Origin of the sequence: Actinomycetospora chibensis (assembly GCF_028737215.1) — a bacterium.
Classification (GTDB): domain Bacteria; phylum Actinomycetota; class Actinomycetes; order Mycobacteriales; family Pseudonocardiaceae; genus Actinomycetospora; species Actinomycetospora chibensis.
This window is the reverse complement of record NZ_JAQZAM010000010.1, coordinates 20,919-42,509: the sequence shown is the minus strand read 5'-3', so window position 1 is coordinate 42,509 and position 21,591 is coordinate 20,919. Positions and strand designations below refer to the sequence as shown.

Sequence of the window (21,591 nt, the reverse complement as noted above, 5' to 3'; positions counted from 1 at the left end):
GGCTCCGGTGCGAGGTGTGTACCTGCCGGGCGGGCGCCGGGTGGACGTGCGCGAGGTGCCCGAACCGCAGCCCGGGTCCGGCGAGGTCGTCCTCGCGGTGCGGGCCTCGACGATCTGCGGCAGCGACCTGCGGGCGATCTACCGCGAGCACCGGGGCGAGGGTCCCGAGGCCTACCAGGACGTCATCGCCGGGCACGAGCCGTGCGGGCAGGTCCTCGCCGTCGGCCCCGAGGTCGAGCGGGTCCGGGTCGGCGACCGCGTCGTCGTCCACCACATCAGCGGCTGCGGGCAGTGCGACGAATGCCGTCGCGGCTACCAGATCAGCTGCACCTCGCCGCGGCGCCAGGCCTACGGCTGGCAGCGCGACGGCGGGCACGCCGAACATCTGCTGGCCCGCGAGCGCGATCTCCTGCCGCTGCCCGACCCGCTGACCTTCCTCGACGGCGCGTGCGTGGCCTGCGGCTTCGCCACCGCCTACGAGGCGCTGTGCCGGGTCGCGCTCGCGGGTGGTGAGCAGGTGCTCGTCACCGGGCTCGGTCCCGTGGGGCTCGCGGCGGGGATGCTCGCCTCGGCGATGGGCTCGCCGTGGGTGGTGGGCACCGATCCCTCGCCCGAGCGCCGCGCGCTGGCCCGCGATCTCGGCGCCGTCGACGTCGCGGTCGAGGGCGACGAGGACGAGCTCGGCGACCTCCTCGGTGACGGCGCCGAGGTGACCGTCGAGTGCTCCGGGGCGGGCGCCGCGCAGCTCACGGCCCTGCGGCACACCCGCCGCCACGGCCGCTGCGCGCTGATCGGCGAGGGCGGGACCCTGACGGTCGACGTCAGCGAGGTTCTCATCCACCGCCAGCTGACCGTGCACGGCTCGTGGGTCGCGCCGACCTGGCGCATGGCCGAGCTGCTCGAGCGCCTCGCGCGCTGGGACCTGCACCCCGAGCGCGTCGTCACCCATCGGTTCCCGCTCACCGAGGCTGCGCGGGCGTACGAGGTCGCCGACGCCGGCACCGCCGGCAAGGTCGGCATCGTGATGGCGGAGTGAGCCTGTACGCAGGGCGCGCGCTCGCCTACGGTGCGTCGCACGGGGGCGAGTGTAGGGAGCACCGATGAGTCAGGTGTCCGATCCGGCGAGCACCGAGCGCCACCAGTTACCGGTGCGGACGCTCGTTGCGGCGAGCATCGGTAACGCGATCGAGTGGTTCGACTGGACGATCTACGCGACGTTCGCCGTCTACTTCTCGTCGCAGTTCTTCGACAAGTCGAGCCCGACGCTCGCGCTGATCGGCACCACGAGCACCTACGCGCTCGCGTTCTTCTTCCGTCCGCTCGGCGGGATCCTGCTCGGCCGCCTCGCCGACGTCCGCGGGCGTCGCTGGGCGATGCTCGTGACGATCCTGCTGATGGCGGGCGGGTCGTTCGTCATCGCGATCCTGCCGACCTACCAGATGGTCGGGTGGCTGGCGCCGATCCTGCTGCTGCTCGCCCGCATCGCGCAGGGGCTGAGCCTCGGCGGCGAGGTCTCCAACGCCAGCGCCTACCTCGCCGAGATCGCCCCGTCGTCGCGCCGCGGCCGGTACTCGAGCTTCTTCTACATCTCCACCGGCATCGCCCTGCTCGCCGCCGGGATCCTGGGCCTCGTCCTGACGACGACGCTGTCCCGCCCCGAGCTGGAGACGTGGGGCTGGCGCATCGCGTTCCTCGTCGGTGGCCTGCTCGGCCTGCTCGGGCTGTGGCTGCGCCGCACGCTCGCCGAGACCGAGCAGTTCGAGGAGAACGCCGAGCGAGCCCGTGCCGTGCGCAACCCGCTGCTGCTGACCCTCACGCAGCACCCGAAGGCGGTCCTGCAGCTGTTCGGTTTCACGCTGCTCTCGACGCTGTGCTTCTACACGTTCTTCAGCGCGCTGACCCCGTTCGCGGTGCAGTTCCGGCAGGCCGACGGCAGCGAGGTGTTCCTCGCCCTCTCGATCGGCACGGTCGTGTTCATCGCCCTGCAGTACCCCATGGGCGCCGCGGCCGACCGGTTCGGGCGCAAGCCCCAGCTGCTGATCTGGTCGGGGCTGATGACCGTGATCACCGTGCCGCTGAGCCTGCTGATCACCGACCGGCCACCGCTGCTCAACCTGATCATCGTGTTCTCGGTCGGCCTCGGGCTCTACACGTTCATGTCCTCGATCGCGCCCGCGATCATGAGCGAGCTGTTCCCGACCGAGCTCCGGGCCCTGGGCATCGGCGCCTGGTACAACCTCACGGTCGCCCTCTTCGGCGGCACCGCCCCGCTGCTGATCTCGGCGCTGTCCGCGGCGGACCGCCCCGACCTCTTCTTCTGGTACGTCTCCGGCGGCGCCCTGATCGCGTTCCTGATCATCCTGACGATGCCCGAGACCAAGGGCCGCCAGCTGATGTAGCGGACGAAACACCCACGCGGTGGCACCCTGGTGTCATGGCGCTGCTGCGGACCCTGCTCAACCTCGTCTGGCTGGTCCTCGCGGGGGTGTGGATGGCCCTCGGCTACCTGCTCGCCGGCATCATCTGCTGCATCCTGATCGTCACGATCCCGTGGGGGATCGCGTCGTTCCGGATCGCCCTGTTCGCGCTGTGGCCGTTCGGCAGCCGCATCGAGCGTCGTCAGGACGCCGGTGTCGGCTCCACGCTGGGCAACGTCATCTGGATCATCGTCGCCGGCTGGTGGCTGGCGATCGGGCACGTCGTCACCGCGATCCCGCTGGCGGTGAGCATCATCGGCATCCCGTTCGCCTGGGCGAACCTCAAGATGATCCCGGTGTCGCTCACCCCGCTCGGCCGACGGATCGTCGACACGGACGACCCGCGGGGCTTCGGGGTGGACGGGCACCACGCCGCGCCCCCGATGGCCGCGCGACGCTGATCGTCAGCACTCGACCGGCAGGTCGTAGCGCCGGCGGATGCTCGACCCGAGCCGGCTGACGTCGACGCCGTAGACGTGCAGCGAGATCGTCGTGACCGCCGCGCTGTTGGTCACGCGGTGGATGTCGCCGGGCGGGAGCAGCCCCGCCACGCTGCCGGGGCCGGCGACGTCGGTGCCGTCGACGACGAGGTGATCGTCCTCCACCCGGTACCGGGTCTCGTGCTCCTCGCCGGTGTGCACCCCGACCACGCACCACGACAGGTGGTCGTGGATCGGGGTGGTCTGCCCGGGCAGCCACACGAGCGCCACCAGTGAGAACGCGCCGTCGGGGGCGACGTGCAGGACGTGCTGCGTGTAGTGCTCGGGGTCCCCGACGCACTGGTCGGGTCGGAGCAGTCGTGGATCGCCCAGATACGGAGCGAGGGCGTGTCCGACGGCCGCGACCCGGGCCGGGCCGGGGTGCGCGCCGCGCACGGCGGCGTCGAGGTCGTCGGTGAGGGCGGTCAGCGGGGCGACGAGTGCGGTGGTCACGGCGTTCTCCTCAGGCGGCGGCGGTCAGGCGGGACGGGGTGCCGACGGAGAGGTCGGCGGTCAGGGTCGTCTCGTGGCCCTCGGTCTCGACCGTGACGATCGGGAGCACCGAGGCGAGCAGGACGCGCATCCCGGTGTTCTCGGTGAGCACATCGGCGACGAGGCGGGAGTAGCCCTCCTCACGACCGCGGGCGGCGACGGTGCGCAGGAGGCGGCGCCCCACACCGCGGCCCTGCCAGGTGTCGACGACCTCGATGGCGAGCTCGGCGTCACGGAGACCCAGGGAGACGAGCCGCGCGATGCCGATCGGCGCGCCGTCCGGACCGAAGGCGGCGACGGCGATGTGGCGCCGTCCGTCGACGGCGGCGAGCTTCATGCGCACCGCCCGGGTCAGGCGCGGGGTCGCGCCGTGGAAGCGCAGGTAGCGGCTGTGGGCGGAGAGGCCGGCGAACACGGCGTCGAGGACGTCGACCTCGTGACGTCCCAGCTCGCGCAGGGTCACGTCGGGCGCCCGACCGAGGGGTCGGGGCGCGGGTGTCTCCGGCGTCCCGGTGGTCGTCGATGTCGTGGTGGTGACGAGCTGCAGCACGTCCACGGTGGATCCTCCCGTCGGGGCCGGACACCTCGTCCGGCGACGGGATCGAGCGTGCTGCGCGGGGACCGGTCCCCTCGTCGGTGAGTACTCCCCATCTCGGCACGCGCCGGTCCCCATGCCGGGGCGCGCGGTCTACTCGGCGCTCACCGGGGCGCCATGTCCCGGTACATGCGGATCGCGGGCCCGAAGCGCGTGGGCGCCTCGCCGACGGTGCGGAAGCCGCAGCGGACGTAGAAGGCCTCGGCGCGCGGGTTCGCGGTGACCACGAGCAGCGGGACGCCGGCCTCGCGGGCCCCCCGTACCGCGTCCTCGACGAGCCGGGCGCCGATGCCGTGGCGCATCAGGGCCGGGCGCACGAAGAGGGCGTCGAGCTCGGCGGTCCCGTCGGGCAGGGGCAGCACGGTGGCGAAGCCGGTGACGGCGCCGTCGACCTCGTGGACGCGGACCCGACCCGCCCGGAGGTCCGCGCGCGGCACCTCGATCGCGTCGGGGTGGGCGAGCAGGTCCTCGCGGTGGTCGTTCCAGATCATCGAGGCCTCGCGCATGAGGTCCTCGAGCGCGGTGGCCTCGTCCACCCGCGCCGGGCGAAGGCGGCCGTGGTCCATCCGACGATGGTGCGGGCCGTGTCGAGCGGCTTGACGGCGCCGCGGTCCGCCGGGGCGGCCGCCCCGCCTACGAGGGGTCGGGACGCTCCGTCTCGGGTTCGCCCTCGGTCTCGGTGGGCACGTCGGGGATGACCGGCCCGAGCAGGTCGTCGGCGTCGACGATCCGGTAGGCGTAGCCCTGCTCGGCGAGGAAGCGCTGGCGGTGCGCGGCGTACTCGGCGTCGACGGAGTCCCGCGCGACCACCGAGTAGAAGTGCGCCTGCCGGCCGTCGGTCTTCGGCCGCAGGATGCGGCCGAGGCGCTGGGCCTCCTCCTGGCGGGAGCCGAACGTCCCGGACACCTGGATGGCCACCGAGGCGTCGGGCAGATCGATCGAGAAGTTCGCGACCTTCGACACCACCAGCACCGGGAGCTCACCGTGCCGGAACTGGTCGAACAGGAGCTCGCGCTCCTTGTTCTTCGTCGAGCCCTGGATGACCGGGGCGTCGAGGGCGACGCCGAGCTCGTCGAGCTGGTCGAGATACGCGCCGATGACCAGCGTCGGCTCGCCGGGGTGGCGCGCCAGGATGCTCTTCACCACCGGGATCTTGGTGCGCGCGCACGCGCAGAGCCGGTAGCGCTCCTCGGCCTCCGCGGTGGCGTAGATGATCCGCTCGTTGTCGGTCATCGTCACGCGGACCTCGACGCAGTCGGCGGGCGCCACCCAGCCCTGGGCCTCGATGTCGCGCCACGGCGCGTCGTAGCGCTTGGGCCCGATGAGCGAGAAGACGTCGCCCTCGCGCCCGTCCTCGCGCACGAGCGTCGCGGTGAGGCCGAGGCGGCGGCGCGACTGCAGGTCGGAGGTCATGCGGAACACCGGCGCGGGCAGCAGGTGCACCTCGTCGTAGATGATCAGGCCCCAGTCGCGGGTGTCGAACAGCTCCAGCGCCCGGAACTCGCCCTTGGTCTTGCGGGTCATCACCTGGTAGGTGGCGATCGTGACCGGGCGGATCTCCTTGCGCTCGCCCGAGTACTCGCCGATCTCGTCCTCGGTGAGCGACGTGCGCGCGACGAGCTCGCGCTTCCACTGCCGCCCGGCGACGGTGTTGGTGACCAGGATGAGCGTCGTCGCCCCGGCCCGCGCCATCGCGGCGGCGCCGACGAGGGTCTTGCCCGCACCGCAGGGGAGCACGACCACCCCGGAACCGCCGTGCCAGAACCCCTCGACGGCGTCGGCCTGGTAGTCGCGCAACTGCCAGTCGGACTGGTCGAGCTCGATCGCGTGGGCCTCGCCGTCGACGTAGCCCGCGAGGTCCTCGGCCGGCCAGCCGACCTTGAGCAGCGCCTGCTTGAGCCGCCCGCGCTCCGACGGGTGCACGACGACGGTGTCGTCGTCGATGCGGTCACCGATCATCGGGCTGATCTTCTTGTTGCGCAGGACCTCCTCGAGCACGGCGCGGTCGTTGGAGATCATGACGAGGCCGTGCACGGGGGAGTTCGTCAGCTGCAGACGCCCGTAGCGGCCCATGGTGTCGACGACGTCGACGAGCAGGGCCTGCGGGACCGCGTAGCGGCTGTACTGCACGAGCGCGTCGACCACCTGCTCCGCGTCGTGGCCCGCCGCGCGGGCGTTCCACAGCGCGAGCGGGGTGACGCGGTAGGTGTGGACGTGCTCGGGCGCGCGCTCGAGCTCGGCGAACGGCGCGATCGCCTGGCGAGCGGCGGGCGCCGCCTCGTGATCGACCTCGAGCAGCAAGGTCTTGTCGGACTGCACGATGAGCGGTCCGTTGCCGGGCTGGCTCAACCTCTCGACCTCCGGGCACATCGACGGGTGGTCCGTCCCATTGTCCCCGCCGGTACGACACACCGTCGGGCGGAGCTGGGACGCCGCTCGGGGAGCGCACGGACACGCCCGGTCATTCCCTGGGGCACGACGGATACAGTGAGCGCGCTCGACCCCGCCCTCGAGGAGTGACCACCCGCCCCGATGGGCTCACGGCGCAGCGCCGGGGCCCGTCACCAGCGAGAACCGTTCCACGGTTCTCGCGCCGACCGCCCTGGACGCCTGACCACCCTGATGCGCCCGCTCGCCTCGTTCTCCGACCGTCGCACCGACGTGCGCCCGCGTGACGTCGCGGAGTCACCCGTGTGCCACCGCTCGATTCGGACGGCAGCGACTGTAGCCCATCGCTGGTCACCGAGCGTGGACCAGGCAGGCCTTCGGCGTGGGGGAGGGTCGGGCGAAGTCCGACCGACCGGAGGAACCGGGAGGACCCGTCCGTGACCACCCCCGAGCGAAGCCCGGATCGGGCCTCCGTCCGGTACCACGACCCGCGCGACGGCCGTCCCGGTCCGGACGGCCCCGACGGCGGTGACTGGACGGAGCGCCTGGCGCTGCGCAACTGGAGCCTGCCGGTCAAGCTCACCGCGGTCCTGCTGGTGCCGACGCTCTTCGTGCTGACCCTCGGCGTCCTGCGGATCGTGGAGCAGACCCGGGACGCCGCCGAGTTCGACGGCGTCCAGCAGGCCGTGGCGCTCGAGGACGGCACGGCACGGGTGATGGGCAGCCTCGCCGACGAGCGCTCCGCCGCGGCGGTCTACGTGGCCGCGGGGCGCGCCGGTGGTTCCGGCCCGGTCGAGGAGCGCATCGGCGCCACCCGCGGCGCGGTCTCCGAGCTGCGGCGTTCCTCCGGGCTGGCCGACTCGCTCGACCAGCAGACCCGCACGTCGTTCGACCAGGCCGACGCCGAGCTCGACCAGCTCGACCGCCTGCGCGACGACGTCATCGACGGCCGGGTGGACGCCGCGGGTGCGATCGCCCGGTACACGGAGGTCGTCGACAACCTCGAGGTCTTCGACCGGTCGCTGTCCCGGGAGGCCGCCGACCCGAGCGTCGCCGGGCTCTCCTCCGGTCTCTACTCGCTGTCGGTGGTCCGCGAGGAGGACGCCTACGTCCAGGCCGTCGTCGCCGCCGGTATCGCCGCGGGCCGCATCGACGCCCCGTCGATCGACCAGGCGCGCAACGCCACGCTGCGCCGCTCGATCGCCGTCGACGACTTCCGCTCGGCGGTCGGCACCGACAACGCCGGGCTGGCCGACGCCGTCGTGGGCCCGGACGTCGACAACCGCGACCTGCTCGCCCAGGTCGTCCTCGGCCGCGGCGCCGCGGGGCTCCCGCTGCAGGTCTCGGGCCCCGACTGGGAGCGCGCGTCGTCGGCCGTCGAGGACCGGGACGCCGCGACCTCCGAGCAGCTGCGTGGCCAGCTCCAGGAGCAGGCCGGCGCCCTGCAGCAGGCCGCCCGCAACGGCGCGGGCGTCGCGTCGGTGATCCTGCTGCTGGCCCTGATGGCCGGCGCGGCGGTGGTCTTCTTCGTCACCCGCTCGCTGCTGCGCCCGCTGCGCCTGCTGCGCCGCAGCGCGCTCGACGTCGCCGAGCGGCGCCTGCCCCAGGCCGTCCGCAGCCTGCGCGAGGGCGAGGCGCCGGACACCACGATCGTCCCGACGCCGATCACGACGCGCGAGGAGATCGGCCAGGTCGCCCGCGCCTTCGACCAGGTGCACGAGCAGGCCGTCCGCCTCGCCGCCGAGCAGGCGGGCCTGCGGTCGGCGTTCAACTCGATCTTCGTGAACCTGTCGCGGCGCTCCCAGGCGCTCGTCGAGCGCCAGCTGCGTCTCATCGAGCAGCTGGAGAACTCCGAGGAGGACCCGGAGGCGCTCTCCAACCTCTTCCAGCTCGACCACCTCGCGACGCGCATGCGCCGCAACTCGGAGAACCTGCTGGTGCTCTCGGGCACCGACCTCTCCCGCCGGGGCAGCCGCCCGGTGCCGCTGGTCGACGTGCTGCGCGCCGCGGCGTCGGAGGTGGAGCAGTACCAGCGCATCGACCTCGCGCCGCCGCCCTCGGCCCAGCTGCTGGGCCGCACGGCGAGCGACGTCGTGCACCTCGTCGCCGAGCTGCTCGAGAACGCCACCACGTTCTCCGCCCCGGACACCCGCGTGCGGGTGCAGGCGACGCAGAACGGCGACGGCTCCCTGCTCGTGGAGATCATCGACTCCGGTGTCGGCATGAGCGAGGAGGACCTGCACGACGCCAACGTGCGGCTCGACTCGCCGCCGACCGTGGACGTGTCCGCCTCGCGGCGCATGGGCCTGTTCGTGGTCGGGCGCCTGGCCACCCGCCACGGCATCACCGTCTCGCTGCGCAACCGCGAGGACGGCGGCGTCGCCGCCACCGCCCTGGTGCCCGCGTCCGCGGTGCTCGCCGTCGCGCCCGAGGGCGCGGCGACCCCCGCGGTCACGGCCGGGGCGCCCGCAGGGGCCTCGACGGCCGTGCCGGACCAGGCCCGCGGTGGCGCCTCCGGGCTCCCGCAGCGCGGCCAGCGCCAGGGTGGCGGAGCGCCCGGGTCGTTCTTCGCGCCCGGCGTCGACCCCGAGCAGGGTGGCGGGGACGGTGCCCGTCCCGGTAGCGGACGCGAGCGCCGGTCGATGCTGCCGCGGCGCGGGCCGGCGAACGGGGTGCCGGGCACCAACGGCTCCCACGGCTCGAACGGCTCCCACGGCCACGGTACGAACGGCACCCATGGGTCGGTGCCGGGGCCCGCGGGCCCCGCCGGTCCCGGGCGTCCGGGGGGACCGACCGGCCCGGGACGTCCCGGGCCGGCGCCCTCCGAGCCGCCGCGCGAGCCTGCCGGCCGCGCCCCGGCCGAGGAGCCCGAGACCCCCGAGACGCCCGCCGAGGACACGGCCGCCGACGGCGCCGCCTCGCAGGACGAGCGGGGTCGCCACGGCCTGGTCGGTGGTGCGGCCGCCGGTGGGGCCGCCGCCCTCATCGGTGCGGCCGCCGCCCGGCGTCGCAGCCGCCGTCCCGAGGACGCCGACGAGGACGTCGCTCCCGACGCGGAGGCCCCCGGGGCCGACGAGGTCGTCGAGGCGAACGGCTCGGACGGCTCCGACGGCTCCGGCGGCGAGGCGCACGACCCCGACGAGGCGGACGCGGGCCGGCACGTCCTGCGTCCCACCGGGCTCGCGCCCGGTCAGGCGCCCGGTCAGGCGCCCGGCCCGATGCCTGCGCGCCCCGGTCCGGGTGGACCGGCCGGACCCGGCTGGGGTCCCCCCGGACCTCCCGACGCCCCGCGCGGCGGACCGCCCCCCGGCTGGCGCGGCCCCGGCGCCCCGCCCGGCCGCGGGCCGGCCGGCCCGGGCTGGGGACCGCCGTCCGCCGGTGCCGGACGGCCCGCCGCCGCCGGCCCGCCGATGTGGAACGGCGCGCCCGTCGTGCCGCCGCCCGGACCGGGTCCGGCCGAGTCCGACGAGGCGCCGGCCGAGGTCGTGGACGACGTCGAGAACGAGGTCGAGACGCCGGCCGAGGGGTCGGTCGAGAGCCCGGTCGACACCCCGGCCGACGAGCGGGTCGAGGAGTCGCCCGAGGCCGAGGTCGCCGCCGCGCCGAGCGAGACCCCGCAGGCCGCGCCACTCCCGTCGCGTCGCGGGACCTTCCCGCTGCGCCCCCGGGTCGTGCGGCCCCAGCCGCAGGCCGAAGCCGCCGAGAGCCCGGCCGAGAGCCCGGCCGGCGCGACGACGGCGACGCCCGCCGGCCCGGCCCCGGAGGCCGAGCCCGAGCAGGCCGTCGAGGTACCGGCGCGTGACGCCGACGCCGAGCCCGCCGGCGAGGACCCGATGGCCTCCTCGGACCCCTCCGCGGAACCGGGGGAGTCCGAGGACGCCCGTCCCGCTCGCCCGGCGGGTCGCCGCCTGTCGCCCAGCGGCGTGCCGTTCGCCCCCGGCATGGCGCCCCGTCTGCGTCCGCGACGCACGGGGTCGGCGGCCGAGGGCGACGACGTCCCCGCCGAGCAGCAGGAGACGACCGAGGAGCCCCCGGCCGTCGGAACCCCGGCCGCCGGGGCGCCCGACGAGATCGCGGCGGCCGAGCCGGAGACGCCGGACGCGTCGGCCGGACCGCCGCCCTCCCCGGGTGGGCTGCCCCGACGTCCCGCCGGTCCGCCCGCGCCGAACGGCGCGCCCGCGGTGGGTGGGCTGCCGCAGCGGCCGTCCGGACCGCCGGCCCCGTCCGGTCCGTCGGCGCCGGGCGCCCTGCCGCAGCGGTCGTCCCGGCCGCCACAGGTCCCGGCCGGTGCGAACGGGTCAGCCACCGGGGCGGGCGACGGCGCACGGCTCTTCGACGCACCGCCACCTGCGGATGGCGAGGGCCGCACCCGCAACGGCGGCGCAGCCCCCGGGCGCGCGACGCCCGGGAGCCCCCCGGGCCGCCCCGGTGCGCCGCAGCGGGAGCGCACGCCGATCTACGACGAGGTCGCGTCCGCCTGGTTCCGGGAGGCGCCGCCGTCGGCGGGACCGGACGAGGCCGAGTGGGCCTCGAGCTCGGGCGACGAGGGCTGGCGGGCGGCCGCGGCCACCGCGGACGCCCTCGACGCCGGCGTCAGCGCCGGCGGCACCACCGAGGCGGGCCTGCCCAAGCGGCGTCCCCGGGCACAGCTCGTGCCCGGTGCCGCCCGCTCCGGCGGCGCCGCCGCACCCGGCGGAGCCCCGGACGGAGCCGCCGCCGGACCACGGCGCAGCGCTGACGCGATCCGTGGGCGTCTCGCGAGCTACCAACGAGGCGTGGCCGACGGGCGCACCAGCCGTCAGGCCCGACCGGCCGACACCGGAGCGGAGCGCGACGCGCGTTCCGGGGATGAGGAGGAGCAGTGACGGGAGCCCAGTCGCAGCCGAGCCGGTTCGGCTGGTTGGTCTCGAACTTCGCCGAGCGGGTGCCCGGGGTGGCGCACGCGGTCGTGGTGTCCGCCGACGGGCTGCTGCTCACGGGGTCCAGCCGGCTGCCGCGCGATCGTGCGGACCAGCTGGCGGCCGTCGCGTCGGGGCTGATCAGCCTCACGCAGGGCGCCGCGCGGTGCTTCGAGGCGGGCGATGTCGTGCAGACGGTGGTCGAGATGGAGCGCGGGATCGTGCTGCTCATGTCGATCAGCGACGGCTCGTGCCTGGCCACCCTGGCCGCCCCGAACTGCGACATCGGCCTGGTGGGGTACGAGATGACGTTGCTGGTCGACCGGGTCGGCCAGCTGCTGACCCCCGAGCTCCGTGCCGAGCTTCAGGGGTCGGCGGTGCGATGAGCGCGTCGAGGGGGTGACGACCCGTGAGCGATGACCCCGGCGAGTCCTTCGCCGACGTCCTCAACGGGATCAGCGGACCGCCGCGGCCGAAGGGGTCGCGCGGCGAGCGGCGGGGGCTGTTCCGGCGTCGCCGCGACGAGCCGTCGGACGTCCCGGACGGGTCCGACGGGTCCGACGGGTCCGACGACGTCTCCTCCGAGACCACGCCCGGCACCGTCGCCGCGGACGGCTACCTCTACGGGAGCGGCGAGCCCGACGGCGCGCACGCCCTCGCCGAGGGCGAGCCGGCGACCGCGCCCTACGGCGTCCCGAGCCCGGGCGGCGTGCCGCGGCACGAGCTCCCGGAGCCCGAGCCGCCGGACGAGCGCGCCGACGATGTCGCGATCGTGCGCCCCTACGCCTGGACCGGCGGGCGGACCCGCCCGGTCTACGACCTGGCCATCGAGACCCTGGTCTCGATCGGCAACGCGGGCCGCGACACCTCGCGGATCCCCCAGTACGAGCACCGTGCCGTGGCCGAGCTGTGTCGCGAGCCCCGATCGGTGGCGGAGGTGGCGGCGTTGCTGACGCTGCCGCTGGGCGTCGCCCGGGTCCTCATCGGCGACATGGCTTCGCAGGGCACCGTCGTGGTGCACCAGACCGCCTCGACCTCGGGCGACGTCCCGGACATGGCGTTGATGGAGAGGGTGTTGAGTGGACTTCGACGGCTCTGACGCAGCGGTCGCCGACCCCGTCCCGACCACCACCTCGGCCAAGATCGTCGTGGCGGGGGGATTCGGGGTCGGCAAGACGACGTTCGTGGGCTCGGTCTCCGAGATCGACCCGCTGACCACCGAGGCCGTGATGACCGACGCGAGCGCCGGCGTCGACGACCTCTCGGCGGTGCCGAACAAGCGCACCACCACGGTCGCCATGGACTTCGGTCGCGTCTCCCTGGACTCCGACCTGATCCTCTACCTGTTCGGCACGCCCGGGCAGGACCGGTTCTGGTTCATGTGGGACGACCTCGTGCGCGGCGCCATCGGCGCCGTGGTGCTCGCCGACACCCGCCGGCTCGCCGACTGCTTCGCCGCGGTCGACTTCTTCGAGGACCGGCGCCTGCCCTACGTGCTCGGCGTCAACCTCTTCGACGGGATGCTCCGCCACGACCTCGAGGACGTCCGCGAGGCCCTGGCCATCGACCCGTCCGTGCCGATCCTGACCGTCGACGCCCGCGACCGGGAGTCGACCAAGCAGGCGCTCATCTCGCTGGTCGAGCACGCCATGCAGGTCTGGGCGGTCGGCGCCCGCGCCTGATCCCGCCAGGCGCCCGCCGTCGGCGGTGGTCCCCCTCCGGCTCGGGGTTCCCGTCACGACGGGCACGTTGCGCATGATCATCAGGCCGTCGCGCGTGCTGAACGTGCCCCTCGTCCGACACCACGGCGGTGCCCGTCCCGATCCACGGGGACTGTGCGCGAGCAGAAGCAGCGAATCGGGGGAGCACGCCGATAGGGCGTTCGCGCCGACAGACCGGGACCTAGCGGTCGGCGAGGACGCTGACCGAGGTGATGCGGTGCAGGGCGAAGGACAGGGGCGACCGGCCGATCACGTCGCCGTTGGTCTCGCCGTCCTCGTCGGTGTCCTCGATGCCCTCGAGCACCCCGCCGCCGACACGCAGGGGGCGCACGACGCGCTGGGACGCCGTGCCGTGGGCGTCGACGTAGCCGATCCACACGCTGCGCCCGGAGCGCGCCGCCTCGGCGAGGACCGCGACGGTGGCCGAGGTCGTCGCCGAGCGCGTCGGGTTCCCCGTCGCCCCGCGGCCCCGGGCGGCGCTCGCGGCGCGGTCGCCGGCGCGGAGCTGGGCGACGAGGGCGGTGATCTGGTCGTCGGAGAGCGTCGGCGCGGTGCCGACCGCGCGCTCGGGACGCCGCGCGGCGGTGCGCCGGCCCTTGGGGCGCAGGTCGAGCACACCGCCGACGTCGTCCTCGGCGACGGGGGAGAGCCCGGCGGCGCGCAGGGCCTCGAGCACCTCGACCAGCGGCTGGGTGCTGATCAGGACGGTGGGGGCGATGCGCCGCAGCTCGAGGCGCTCGGCCTCGGGGTGGACCATCACCTCGGCGATCAGCGCCTCGTCCTCGGAGCGCAGGAACGAGGCCGCCGCCCCGCCGCGCAGGCGTCCGTGGCGGCGGGCCACGTCGTCGACGAGGTAGGTGAGCCCCTGGGGAACGGGCGTGGCCGAGCGGGTGCGGAACAGCTCGTGCAGGTCCGCGGCCGTCTGCCCCAGGTCGAGCGCGCGGCGCACCGAGCCCTCGCTGATCCGGTAGACCGTCGCGCTCCCCGCGGACTCGACGTCGGCGACGCGGTCGAGCGCCGCGGCGAGCTCGGGCTCGAGGCGGCCCGGGGCGACGGCGGTGAGGTCGGCCTGCAGGAGCACGCGGTCGATGGGCTCGGGCAGGGCACGGCGCAGCGCGGCCGCCGCGGCGCCGTCGGGGTCGTCGCCGGGGCTGCGGGCGACGACGAGCAGCTCGCGGGTGGCGGAGGTGACCGTGTCGTGGGCGACGAGCCCGAGCGTCGTCGCCTCGCGCAGCACCGTGCGCGCCATCTCGTCGCGCTGCCGGCCACCCTTGCGCGGGGCGCGCCACGCGAGGGACGCGACGAGGTCGTCGGCGCTCGGGGGACCGTCGCCGTCGTCGAACTCGCAGAGCCGGTCGAGCACCCGGCGGCGCAGCGCGGGCGCCCAGGGCCGGCGCGCCTCGTCGGAGAGCGGGCCGATGAGCTTGTCGCCCACGTCGCGGGCGCCCACCAGCGACGGCGCGCGGGGCGTGTCGAGCCACCCGCGCGCCAGCGTCACCCAGCGCACGTCGGGGCCGGCGGCGAGCCAGCGGTCGACGGCGCTGGTGGGTGTCCACGCGGGGTCGTTCCCCTCGGAGACCGCGACGAGCCCCGCGCCGGCGAGGACCTCGACCAGCAGGGCCGCGTCCTGCTCGGTGAGACCGAGGTCGCGGGCCACCCGGCGCATGTCGCGCACACCGAGCCCGCCGGAGCGCAACACCGCCGGCGGGCTCGCCGACCACGCGGTGAGCACGGCCTCCGCGCGCCGGGTGACCTCGAGGATCTCGCCGGCGGCGGTGGCGTCGACGTCGGCCGGGTCGCGGTGGCGGGGCGGGGGCATGGGGTCGGTGACCGCGACGTCGCCGAGCGGGCGGTCGCCGCGCACCGCGAGGGCCGCCTCGCGGGTGAGCTCCACGGTCTCGAGGTCGACGCGCACGAGGATGCCGGCCGCGAGCAGCCGGCCCACCGGCCCCCGATCGGCGTGCTCCCCTGAACCGGGACCCTGGGCTCGGCTGCGGCCGATGGGGCCGTCGGCGGCCAGCGCGTCGACCACCCGGCGCTCGTCGGCGGGCAGGGCCTCGACGATCTCGGCCGGGTCGTCGGCGGTGGCGATCGCCGAGAACTCCGGCGCCGGCCGCCCGAGGCCGCCGGGATAGCGCACCGAGACGTCGCGCAGCGCGGGGACGGCGCGCACGCCCGCGGTGGCCGACGGGTCCGCGCGCGCCAGCTCCGGCGGCACGGTGGCGCCGTCGGACCAGGCCAGCGCCCGGCGCTCGAGGTCGGCGAGCGCGGTCCGGCCGGCGTCGGCGCGGTCGGGGCCGAGGAGGGCGAGCACGTCACCGATGGCGGCGGACATCTCGTCGGCGCGCACCACCAGCAGCGCGTCGACCACCTGGAGCGTGAACGCGTCGAGGTCCTCGCAGGCCCGTCCCACCGACATCCGCACGCTCGCGCGCGTGGCCACCACGCCGGTGTCGGCGGGGGCGGGCAGGGCCAGGTCCGGACGCGCGCGCAACAACGCGCCCAGGGTGTCGTCGTCCTGGGCGCGCAGGTGATCGAGCAGGGTCCGGCCGGACATCGCCTCCCCACGGTAGTCGGGCTCCGGCGCGCGCACTCCCGAGGTGCGGCAGACTGGAGCCCCGCCGCCCCGGCGGGTGCGTGTGCGAGACGGCGGGAGGAGCCAGCGGCCATGGCAGACGACGACGAGACCACCACCCCGCGCCAGGATCCGTGGTGGCCCGCGGACGAGGGCGACCACCCGATCACCGAGCTGATGGCGCCCACCCAGGGCTCGCCGTCGCCGTTCGGGGAGACGCAGTTCCCGCTGCCTGCCGACCAGCTCGGCTACGAGCACCCGGTCACCGAGATCAACCGCTGAGTACCGCCGCCGGTCTCCTGCTCGCCGCCGGCGGCGGCCGGCGGATGGGCCGGCCCAAGGCCGCCGTCGCGCTGGACGGCGAGCCCCTGGTGGCCCGCGGCGTGCGGACGCTGCGCGACGCCGGGCTCGACCCGGTGGTCGTCGTGCTCGGGGCCGGCCTGCCGGACGTCGCGAAGCTGCTGCCGGCCGGGACCCACTGGGTGCCCGCCCCGGGCTGGGACACCGAGGGACAGGCCGCCTCGCTGCGCGCCGGTCTGGACGCCCTGGAGCACACCGCCGCGGACGCGGTCCTCGTGGCGCTCGTCGACACCCCGGGCATCGGCCCCGCGGCGCTGGCCCGGGTGGCCGCGCGGGCGACCGGCCCCGACGTCCTGGCGCGCGGCGCCGTCGACGGCCGCGCCGGGCACCCGGTGCTGCTCGGCCGGGCGCACTGGGCGAAGGTGCGGGCGGCGGCCGAGGGCGACGCCGGCGCGCGGGGCTTCCTGCGCGGCCGGGACGACGTGGTGGCGGTGGACATCTCCGACGTGGCGGTGCCCGACGACCTCGACACCCCGGAGGACCTCGCGCGCTGGGCGCGCGGGACAACGACAGAAAGGGGCACACCGTGACCGTCCCGGGACCGGGGTACGCGATCACGGCCCGCGTCGAGGCGCCGGCCAGCGCCACGGCGGCGGGCGACCTCGCGGTGGCCGTCGGCCGCGTCGGCGGGGTCATGACCGCGTTCGACGTCGTCGAGTCGCGCACCGACGCCATCATCATCGACATCAGCTGCAACGCCCTGTCCGAGGAGCACGCCGGGCAGATCACCGACGCGCTCGACGGCCTCGACGGCGTGCGGGTCCGCAACGTCTCCGACCGCACGTTCCTCATCCACCTCGGCGGCAAGATCGAGGTGACGCCGAAGGTCGGTCTGCGGACCCGCGAGGACCTCTCCCGCGCCTACACCCCCGGCGTCGCCCGGGTCTGCCAGGCGATCGCCCGCCGCCCCGAGGACGCCCGCAGCCTCACCATCAAGCGCAACACCGTCGCCGTCGTCACCGACGGCTCGGCGGTGCTCGGGCTCGGCAACCTCGGCGCGGCCGCCGCGATGCCGGTGATGGAGGGCAAGGCGGCGCTGTTCAAGCGCTTCGCCGGCGTCGACGCCTGGCCGGTGTGCCTGGACACCCAGGACACCGAGGAGATCATCCGCACCGTCGAGGTCCTCGCCCCGGTGTACGGCGGGATCAACCTCGAGGACATCGCGGCACCGCGCTGCTTCGAGATCGAGGAGCGCCTGCGCGACAAGCTCGACATCCCGGTCTTCCACGACGACCAGCACGGCACCGCCGTCGTCGTCCTCGGCGCGCTGCGCAACGCGCTGCGTGTGGTGGAGAAGGAGATGAACGACTGCCGGATCGTGGTCTGCGGCGTCGGTGCCGCCGGGTCGGCGATCATCCGGCTGCTGCTGCCGCTGGCGCCCGCCGACCTGATCGCGGTGGACGTCGACGGGATCATCCACCCGGACCGCGAGGGCCTGCACCCGAGCCTGGAGTGGGTCGCCCGGCAGACCAACCGGGAGAACCGCACCGGGACGCTGCGCGACGCGATGCCCGGCGCCGACGTCTTCATCGGGGTCTCGGCCCCGAACCTGCTCCACGAGGCCGACGTCGCCGCGATGGCCGACAAGGCGGTCGTGTTCGCGCTGGCCAACCCCGACCCCGAGATCGACCCGTCGCTGGCGCAACGGCACGCGGCCGTCGTCGCCACCGGGCGGTCGGACTACCCGAACCAGATCAACAACGTCCTCGCCTTCCCCGGCATCTTCCGCGGGCTGCTCGACGCCCAGGCCCGGGGGATCACCGACGACATGCTGCTCGCCGCGTCGGCCGCGATCGGCGACGTCGTCGCGGAGCCCAACCCGCTGTTCATCGTGCCCAGCGTCTTCGACAGCACCGTCGCCTCGGCGGTGGCCGGCGCTGTGCGCAAGACCGTCGAACGGGCCCGCGAGCAGGGTGCCGAGGCCGTCGACGTCGGCGCCGCCCTGGCCCTGGGCGAGGAGACGGCGAAGGCGGTGGAGGGCGCCGATGAGTGAGCACCAGGGCCTCACCCACGTCGACGCCACCGGCGCGGCGCGGATGGTTGACGTGGGGGACAAGGAGGTCACGCGCCGCACGGCGACGGCCACCGGGGTCCTGCGCACCACCGCCGAGGTCGTCGCCGCCCTGCGGGACGACACCGTGCCGAAGGGCGACGCGCTGGGCACGGCCCGGGTGGCGGGCATCATGGGCGCGAAACGCACGCCCGACCTGATCCCCCTGTGCCACCCGATCCCGCTGGCGGGCGTCACCGTCGACCTCGACGTCGGCGACGACCACGTCGCGATCACCGCGACGGCGCGCAGCGCGGACCGCACCGGGGTGGAGATGGAGGCGCTGACCGCCGTCGCCGTGGCCGGGCTGACGCTGCACGACATGATCAAGGCGCTGGACCCGGCGGCGACGCTGGACGGAGTGCGCCTCGAGCGCAAGGAAGGGGGACGTTCCGGTGTCTGGACCCGACCCGAGGGCCGCTGAGGAGCCCGCAGCGGCCCCCACAGCGGACCCGACGCGCCGGGCGCGCGTCGTCACCGCGTCCAACCGCGCCGCGGGCGGTGTCTACACCGACCGCGGTGGGCCGATCATCGTCGACTGGCTCCGCGAGCAGGGCTTCACCACGCCCGACCCCGTGGTGGTGCCCGACGGGGAGCCCGTGGCCGCCGCGCTGCGCGACGCCGTCGCCGACGGCGCGCACGTCGTCGTCACCACCGGCGGCACCGGTATCTCGCCGACCGACGCGACGCCCGAGGCGACGCGGGCGGTCATCGACTACGAGATCCCGGGGCTCGCGGACGCGATCCGGCGCGCCGGCGCGGACGCGGTGCCGACGTCCGTGCTCTCACGTGGCGTGGCGGGGGTCGCGAAGCGCACCCTGGTGGTGAACCTGCCCGGCTCCCCGGGCGGGGTGCGCGACGGGCTGACGGTGCTCGCACCGGTGCTGGCCCACGCCGTCGACCAGATTCTCGGAGGGGACCACCCGTGACGTCCACTGCCCCGGCCCGCGTCCTGCGCGCCACCGTCACCGAGGAGCTCCTGGACGTCTCGGAGCACGCCGCGCTGGTCGACGACGCCGCCGCGGGCGCCGTGGTGACCTTCGCGGGCGTCGTGCGCGACCACGACCACGGCCGCTCGGTGACGGCCCTGGACTACGAGGGCCACCCGAGCGCCGCGGCCGTGGTGGAGAAGGTGGCCGCCGACGTCGCCGCCGCGTTCCCCGGGGTGCGCGCGCTCGCCGTCACCCACCGCGTCGGTGCGCTGGGCATCGGCGACGTCGCCCTCGCCTGCGCGGTCGCCGCGGAGCACCGCCGTCAGGCCTTCGACGCGTGCAGCGAGCTCGTCGACGCCGTGAAGCGGGAGCTGCCGGTGTGGAAGCGCCAGGAGTTCACCGACGGCACCGAGGAATGGGTCAACTGCCCCTGACGGACCCCGCCCCCGGCCTCAGCTCATCGTGAGCGTCTGGCCCGGGAAGATCAGGTTCGGGTCGGTGGCGACGTCGGGGTTCGCCTGGGCCAGCGTCCGCCAGGTCGCGCCGTGCGAGGCGGCGATCGAGCTCAGCGTGTCCCCGGCCTTCACGGTGTAGGAGCCGGCCGAGCCCGACGCGGGGGTGGTGCGCACGGTGCGGGCGTCGGGGGTGGCGTCGTCCGACGACGAGCCGGAGTCGGAGTCGCCCGAGGCGGAGGCGGAGTCGGAGTCGGAGTCGGAGTCGGAGCTGGTCCCGGAGCCGGAGCCGCTGTCGTCGGAGGACCCCGCGGACGGCACGCTGCTGTTGGGCGAGTCGTCGGTGTTGCCCGTCTTCTTCGAGCACGTCGGCCAGGCGTTCATGCCCTGCTCGGCCTTGACGCGCTCGGCGACCTGGATCTGCTCCTCGCGGCTGGCGTCCTCGGGCTGTCCGGAGCCGCCGAAGGAACGCCAGGTCGAGTCGGTGAACTGCAGCCCGCCGCCGAAGCCGTTGCCGGTGTTGATGGCCCAGTTCCCGCTGCTCTCGCACTCGGCGAGCGCGTCCCAGTCGGTGTCCGCGTGCGCCGCGGGTGCGGCGAGCAGCGCGGCGGGGACGACCGGGGCGCCCGCGGCGACGACGGCGAGGGTCGCCCGGCCGAGCCGGCCGGGACGGCGCGGCGCGCGGTGGCGTCCGGTGGTGGCGGTGGGCAGCACGGCACGAACGAGGTCCACGGGTTCTCCCGGAGCCGCGCCACGGCCGACCTGTCCCGGGCCGTCGCGGGTCGGGGAGCGGACGGCGCTCGGGGTCGGGTCCCTGTCCGGGCCGTACGTCGCGGGGAGCGGGGGCCCGTCGGACAGGGTGGCGCCCGGGCTCCGGTCGGCACCGCTCGAGCGGACCGACGCGTCGAGGCTAGATCCGCGTCGGGGCCACGGTGCGTGGCTCTCAGCTTCGTGAATCGGTCGCGAGGTCACGAACGAGTGACGAAGATGCTGCTCCGCGGTCTCGTTGTCACCGAGTGCGACGCTTCCGCACAGTCCGTCGCTGAGAAGACGTGAGCGGCATCACAGACGACGGCCCCGGCTCCTGGGTGGAGCCGGGGCCGTCGGACGTGCGGGAGGTGCGCCGGGGGAGTGCCTCAGCCCAGCTTCAGCTGCTGCCCCGGGGAGATCGAGTCGGGGTCGGCGATGGCGTTGTTCTGCGCGATCGACTGCCACGAGACGCCGTGCGCGGACGCGACGGAGCTCAGGGTGTCGCCGCTCGCGACCGTGTAGGCGCCGCCGGCCGGGGCCGTGGCCTTCTGGGCCGGCTGGGCCTGCGGGGTCGCGGCGATGCTCTCGGCCTCGGAGGAGTCCGAGTCGGACGAGCTCGAGTCGGACGAGCTCGAGTCGGACGAGCCCGAGTCCTTGGTGTTCGCCGAGCTGTCGGTGTTGCCCGTCTTCTTCGAGCACGTCGGCCAGGCGTTCATGCCCTGCTCGGCCTTGACGCGCTCGGCGACCTGGATCTGCTCCTCGCGGCTGGCGTCTTCCGGCGAGCCGGAGCCGCCGAAGGCCTTCCACGTCGAATCGGTGAACTGCAGACCGCCGCCGAACCCGTTGCCGGTGTTCGTGCTCCAGTCGCCACTGCTCTCGCACTCGGCGAGCGCGTCCCAGTCCGTGTCGGCCGACGCCAGACCGGTGCTCAGGGCCAGCGGGGCCGCCGCCATCGCGCCCACCAGGACGACCTGGGCTGCGCGCCGGGTGAAGGCGCGCGTCAGCGACTCATCGGTGTTCCGAAGCATGACCTCTCTCCGTACCGCGCCCCGCGGGAGGGACCACACGGGCGGGGTCGACGGCCGGTTCCACGCGGCCTCACCGCCCGCGGGTGCCAAGCACCCTCGGTCTCACGTCCTCGCGCCCGTCCGGTCCGCCACTTTCGTTTCGGGTCACCCGGGGCCGCTGGACGGGCATCCGGCGCGGCGACCTCGGGGGTGTCAGGCACCCGCACACACCAGTCCGGCGCGTCGTCGGGAGCCGTGTCCGAACGGTACGGAGCACAGTGCGTCTTTCAAGCCGACCAGTTGCGAGCGCGGTCACGCCGCCGACACCGTTTCGTGACCTGTCGCGGTGGAGATTCCCTGCTCCAGGCCGGATCTGATCTCCGTGCGGGACCTGTTCCCCCTGCGTGTCGCAGAT

General features: G+C 75.1%; 18 protein-coding genes and 1 pseudogene. 12 read left to right on the top strand and 7 right to left on the bottom strand.

Annotation, left to right across the window (positions count from 1 at the left end):
• The first annotated feature begins 7 nt into the window (after positions 1 to 7).
• From PH189_RS16390 to PH189_RS16380, 3 genes are all read left to right on the top strand, one after another.
• A complete protein-coding gene (locus tag PH189_RS16390) occupies positions 8 to 1,036 on the top strand; it encodes a zinc-dependent alcohol dehydrogenase family protein (RefSeq protein WP_274189881.1) in 1,029 nt (342 codons plus the stop codon).
• Positions 1,037 to 1,100: 64 nt separating this feature from the next.
• Complete coding sequence (locus tag PH189_RS16385) at positions 1,101 to 2,399, top strand: MFS transporter (RefSeq protein ID WP_274189880.1); 1,299 nt, start codon at positions 1,101 to 1,103, stop codon at positions 2,397 to 2,399.
• Between the two features lie 44 nt (positions 2,400 to 2,443).
• Positions 2,444 to 2,878 carry a YccF domain-containing protein gene (locus tag PH189_RS16380; RefSeq protein WP_274190081.1) on the top strand — a complete coding sequence of 145 codons (435 nt, stop codon included), beginning with the start codon at positions 2,444 to 2,446 and terminating at the stop codon, positions 2,876 to 2,878.
• Positions 2,879 to 2,881: 3 nt separating this feature from the next.
• Here the strand turns inward: PH189_RS16380 and PH189_RS16375 are convergent, their stop codons facing one another.
• From PH189_RS16375 to PH189_RS16360, 4 genes are all read right to left on the bottom strand, one after another.
• Positions 2,882 to 3,409, bottom strand: coding sequence for a cysteine dioxygenase family protein (locus PH189_RS16375; protein WP_274189879.1), 528 nt, complete (start codon positions 3,407 to 3,409; stop codon positions 2,882 to 2,884).
• A gap of 10 nt (positions 3,410 to 3,419) precedes the next feature.
• A complete protein-coding gene (locus tag PH189_RS16370; protein WP_274189878.1) occupies positions 3,420 to 4,004 on the bottom strand; it encodes a GNAT family N-acetyltransferase in 585 nt (194 codons plus the stop codon).
• 143 nt (positions 4,005 to 4,147) lie between these two features.
• Complete coding sequence (locus tag PH189_RS16365; protein WP_274189877.1) at positions 4,148 to 4,609, bottom strand: GNAT family N-acetyltransferase; 462 nt, start codon at positions 4,607 to 4,609, stop codon at positions 4,148 to 4,150.
• A gap of 67 nt (positions 4,610 to 4,676) precedes the next feature.
• Positions 4,677 to 6,392, bottom strand: coding sequence for a DNA repair helicase XPB (locus tag PH189_RS16360; RefSeq protein WP_274189876.1), 1,716 nt, complete (start codon positions 6,390 to 6,392; stop codon positions 4,677 to 4,679).
• A gap of 476 nt (positions 6,393 to 6,868) precedes the next feature.
• Here PH189_RS16360 and PH189_RS16355 point away from each other — a divergent pair, with 476 nt between their 5' ends.
• From PH189_RS16355 to PH189_RS16340, 4 genes are read left to right on the top strand one after another with little or no spacing between them, the layout of a single operon-like run.
• Positions 6,869 to 11,296, top strand: a complete 4,428-nt coding sequence (locus PH189_RS16355; protein WP_274189875.1) for a nitrate- and nitrite sensing domain-containing protein — start codon at positions 6,869 to 6,871, stop codon at positions 11,294 to 11,296.
• Positions 11,293 to 11,715: a roadblock/LC7 domain-containing protein gene (locus PH189_RS16350; protein WP_274189874.1), complete on the top strand. Its 423-nt coding sequence runs from the start codon at positions 11,293 to 11,295 to the stop codon at positions 11,713 to 11,715. The genes PH189_RS16355 and PH189_RS16350 overlap by 4 nt, the downstream gene beginning before the upstream one ends.
• Positions 11,716 to 11,738: 23 nt before the next feature.
• Positions 11,739 to 12,428 (top strand): DUF742 domain-containing protein, encoded by a 690-nt coding sequence (locus tag PH189_RS16345; RefSeq protein WP_274189873.1) that lies wholly within the window; start codon positions 11,739 to 11,741, stop codon positions 12,426 to 12,428.
• Positions 12,409 to 13,011, top strand: a complete 603-nt coding sequence (locus tag PH189_RS16340) for a GTP-binding protein (RefSeq protein ID WP_274189872.1) — start codon at positions 12,409 to 12,411, stop codon at positions 13,009 to 13,011. Before PH189_RS16345 ends, PH189_RS16340 begins: the two co-directional genes overlap by 20 nt.
• Positions 13,012 to 13,231: 220 nt before the next feature.
• Here the strand turns inward: PH189_RS16340 and PH189_RS16335 are convergent, their stop codons facing one another.
• Positions 13,232 to 15,607, bottom strand: a complete 2,376-nt coding sequence (locus tag PH189_RS16335; RefSeq protein ID WP_274189871.1) for a helicase-associated domain-containing protein — start codon at positions 15,605 to 15,607, stop codon at positions 13,232 to 13,234.
• A 111-nt stretch (positions 15,608 to 15,718) separates the two neighbouring features.
• On the opposite strand from PH189_RS16335, the gene PH189_RS16330 reads away from it, so the two are divergent.
• The 5 genes and pseudogenes from PH189_RS16330 to PH189_RS30525 all read left to right on the top strand — a co-directional run bounded on the left by PH189_RS16330 (position 15,719) and on the right by PH189_RS30525 (position 19,401).
• The gene (locus PH189_RS16330) at positions 15,719 to 15,907 is read left to right on the top strand and encodes a hypothetical protein (protein ID WP_274189870.1); all 189 of its coding nucleotides are present in this window, start codon (positions 15,719 to 15,721) and stop codon (positions 15,905 to 15,907) included.
• Between the two features lie 44 nt (positions 15,908 to 15,951).
• On the top strand, positions 15,952 to 16,515 hold the full coding sequence (locus PH189_RS16325) for a nucleotidyltransferase family protein (protein WP_378014926.1): 564 nt from the start codon (positions 15,952 to 15,954) through the stop codon (positions 16,513 to 16,515).
• A complete protein-coding gene (locus PH189_RS16320; RefSeq protein ID WP_274189869.1) occupies positions 16,512 to 17,978 on the top strand; it encodes an NAD-dependent malic enzyme in 1,467 nt (488 codons plus the stop codon). The genes PH189_RS16325 and PH189_RS16320 overlap by 4 nt, the downstream gene beginning before the upstream one ends.
• Positions 17,971 to 18,459: a cyclic pyranopterin monophosphate synthase MoaC gene (gene moaC, locus PH189_RS16315; protein ID WP_274189868.1), complete on the top strand. Its 489-nt coding sequence runs from the start codon at positions 17,971 to 17,973 to the stop codon at positions 18,457 to 18,459. The genes PH189_RS16320 and moaC overlap by 8 nt, the downstream gene beginning before the upstream one ends.
• Positions 18,431 to 19,401 (top strand): annotated as a pseudogene (locus PH189_RS30525) (molybdenum cofactor biosynthesis protein MoaE). The gene moaC and the pseudogene PH189_RS30525 overlap by 29 nt, the downstream one beginning before the upstream one ends.
• An 18-nt stretch (positions 19,402 to 19,419) precedes the next feature.
• Here PH189_RS30525 and PH189_RS16305 read toward each other — a convergent pair.
• Both PH189_RS16305 and PH189_RS16300 read right to left on the bottom strand, forming a co-directional pair.
• The gene (locus PH189_RS16305) at positions 19,420 to 20,151 is read right to left on the bottom strand and encodes a LysM peptidoglycan-binding domain-containing protein (RefSeq protein WP_274189867.1); all 732 of its coding nucleotides are present in this window, start codon (positions 20,149 to 20,151) and stop codon (positions 19,420 to 19,422) included.
• A gap of 404 nt (positions 20,152 to 20,555) precedes the next feature.
• Entirely contained in the window at positions 20,556 to 21,197 is a 642-nt protein-coding gene (locus PH189_RS16300) for a LysM peptidoglycan-binding domain-containing protein (protein WP_274189866.1), read from the bottom strand.
• Between the last annotated feature and the right edge of the window lie 394 nt (positions 21,198 to 21,591).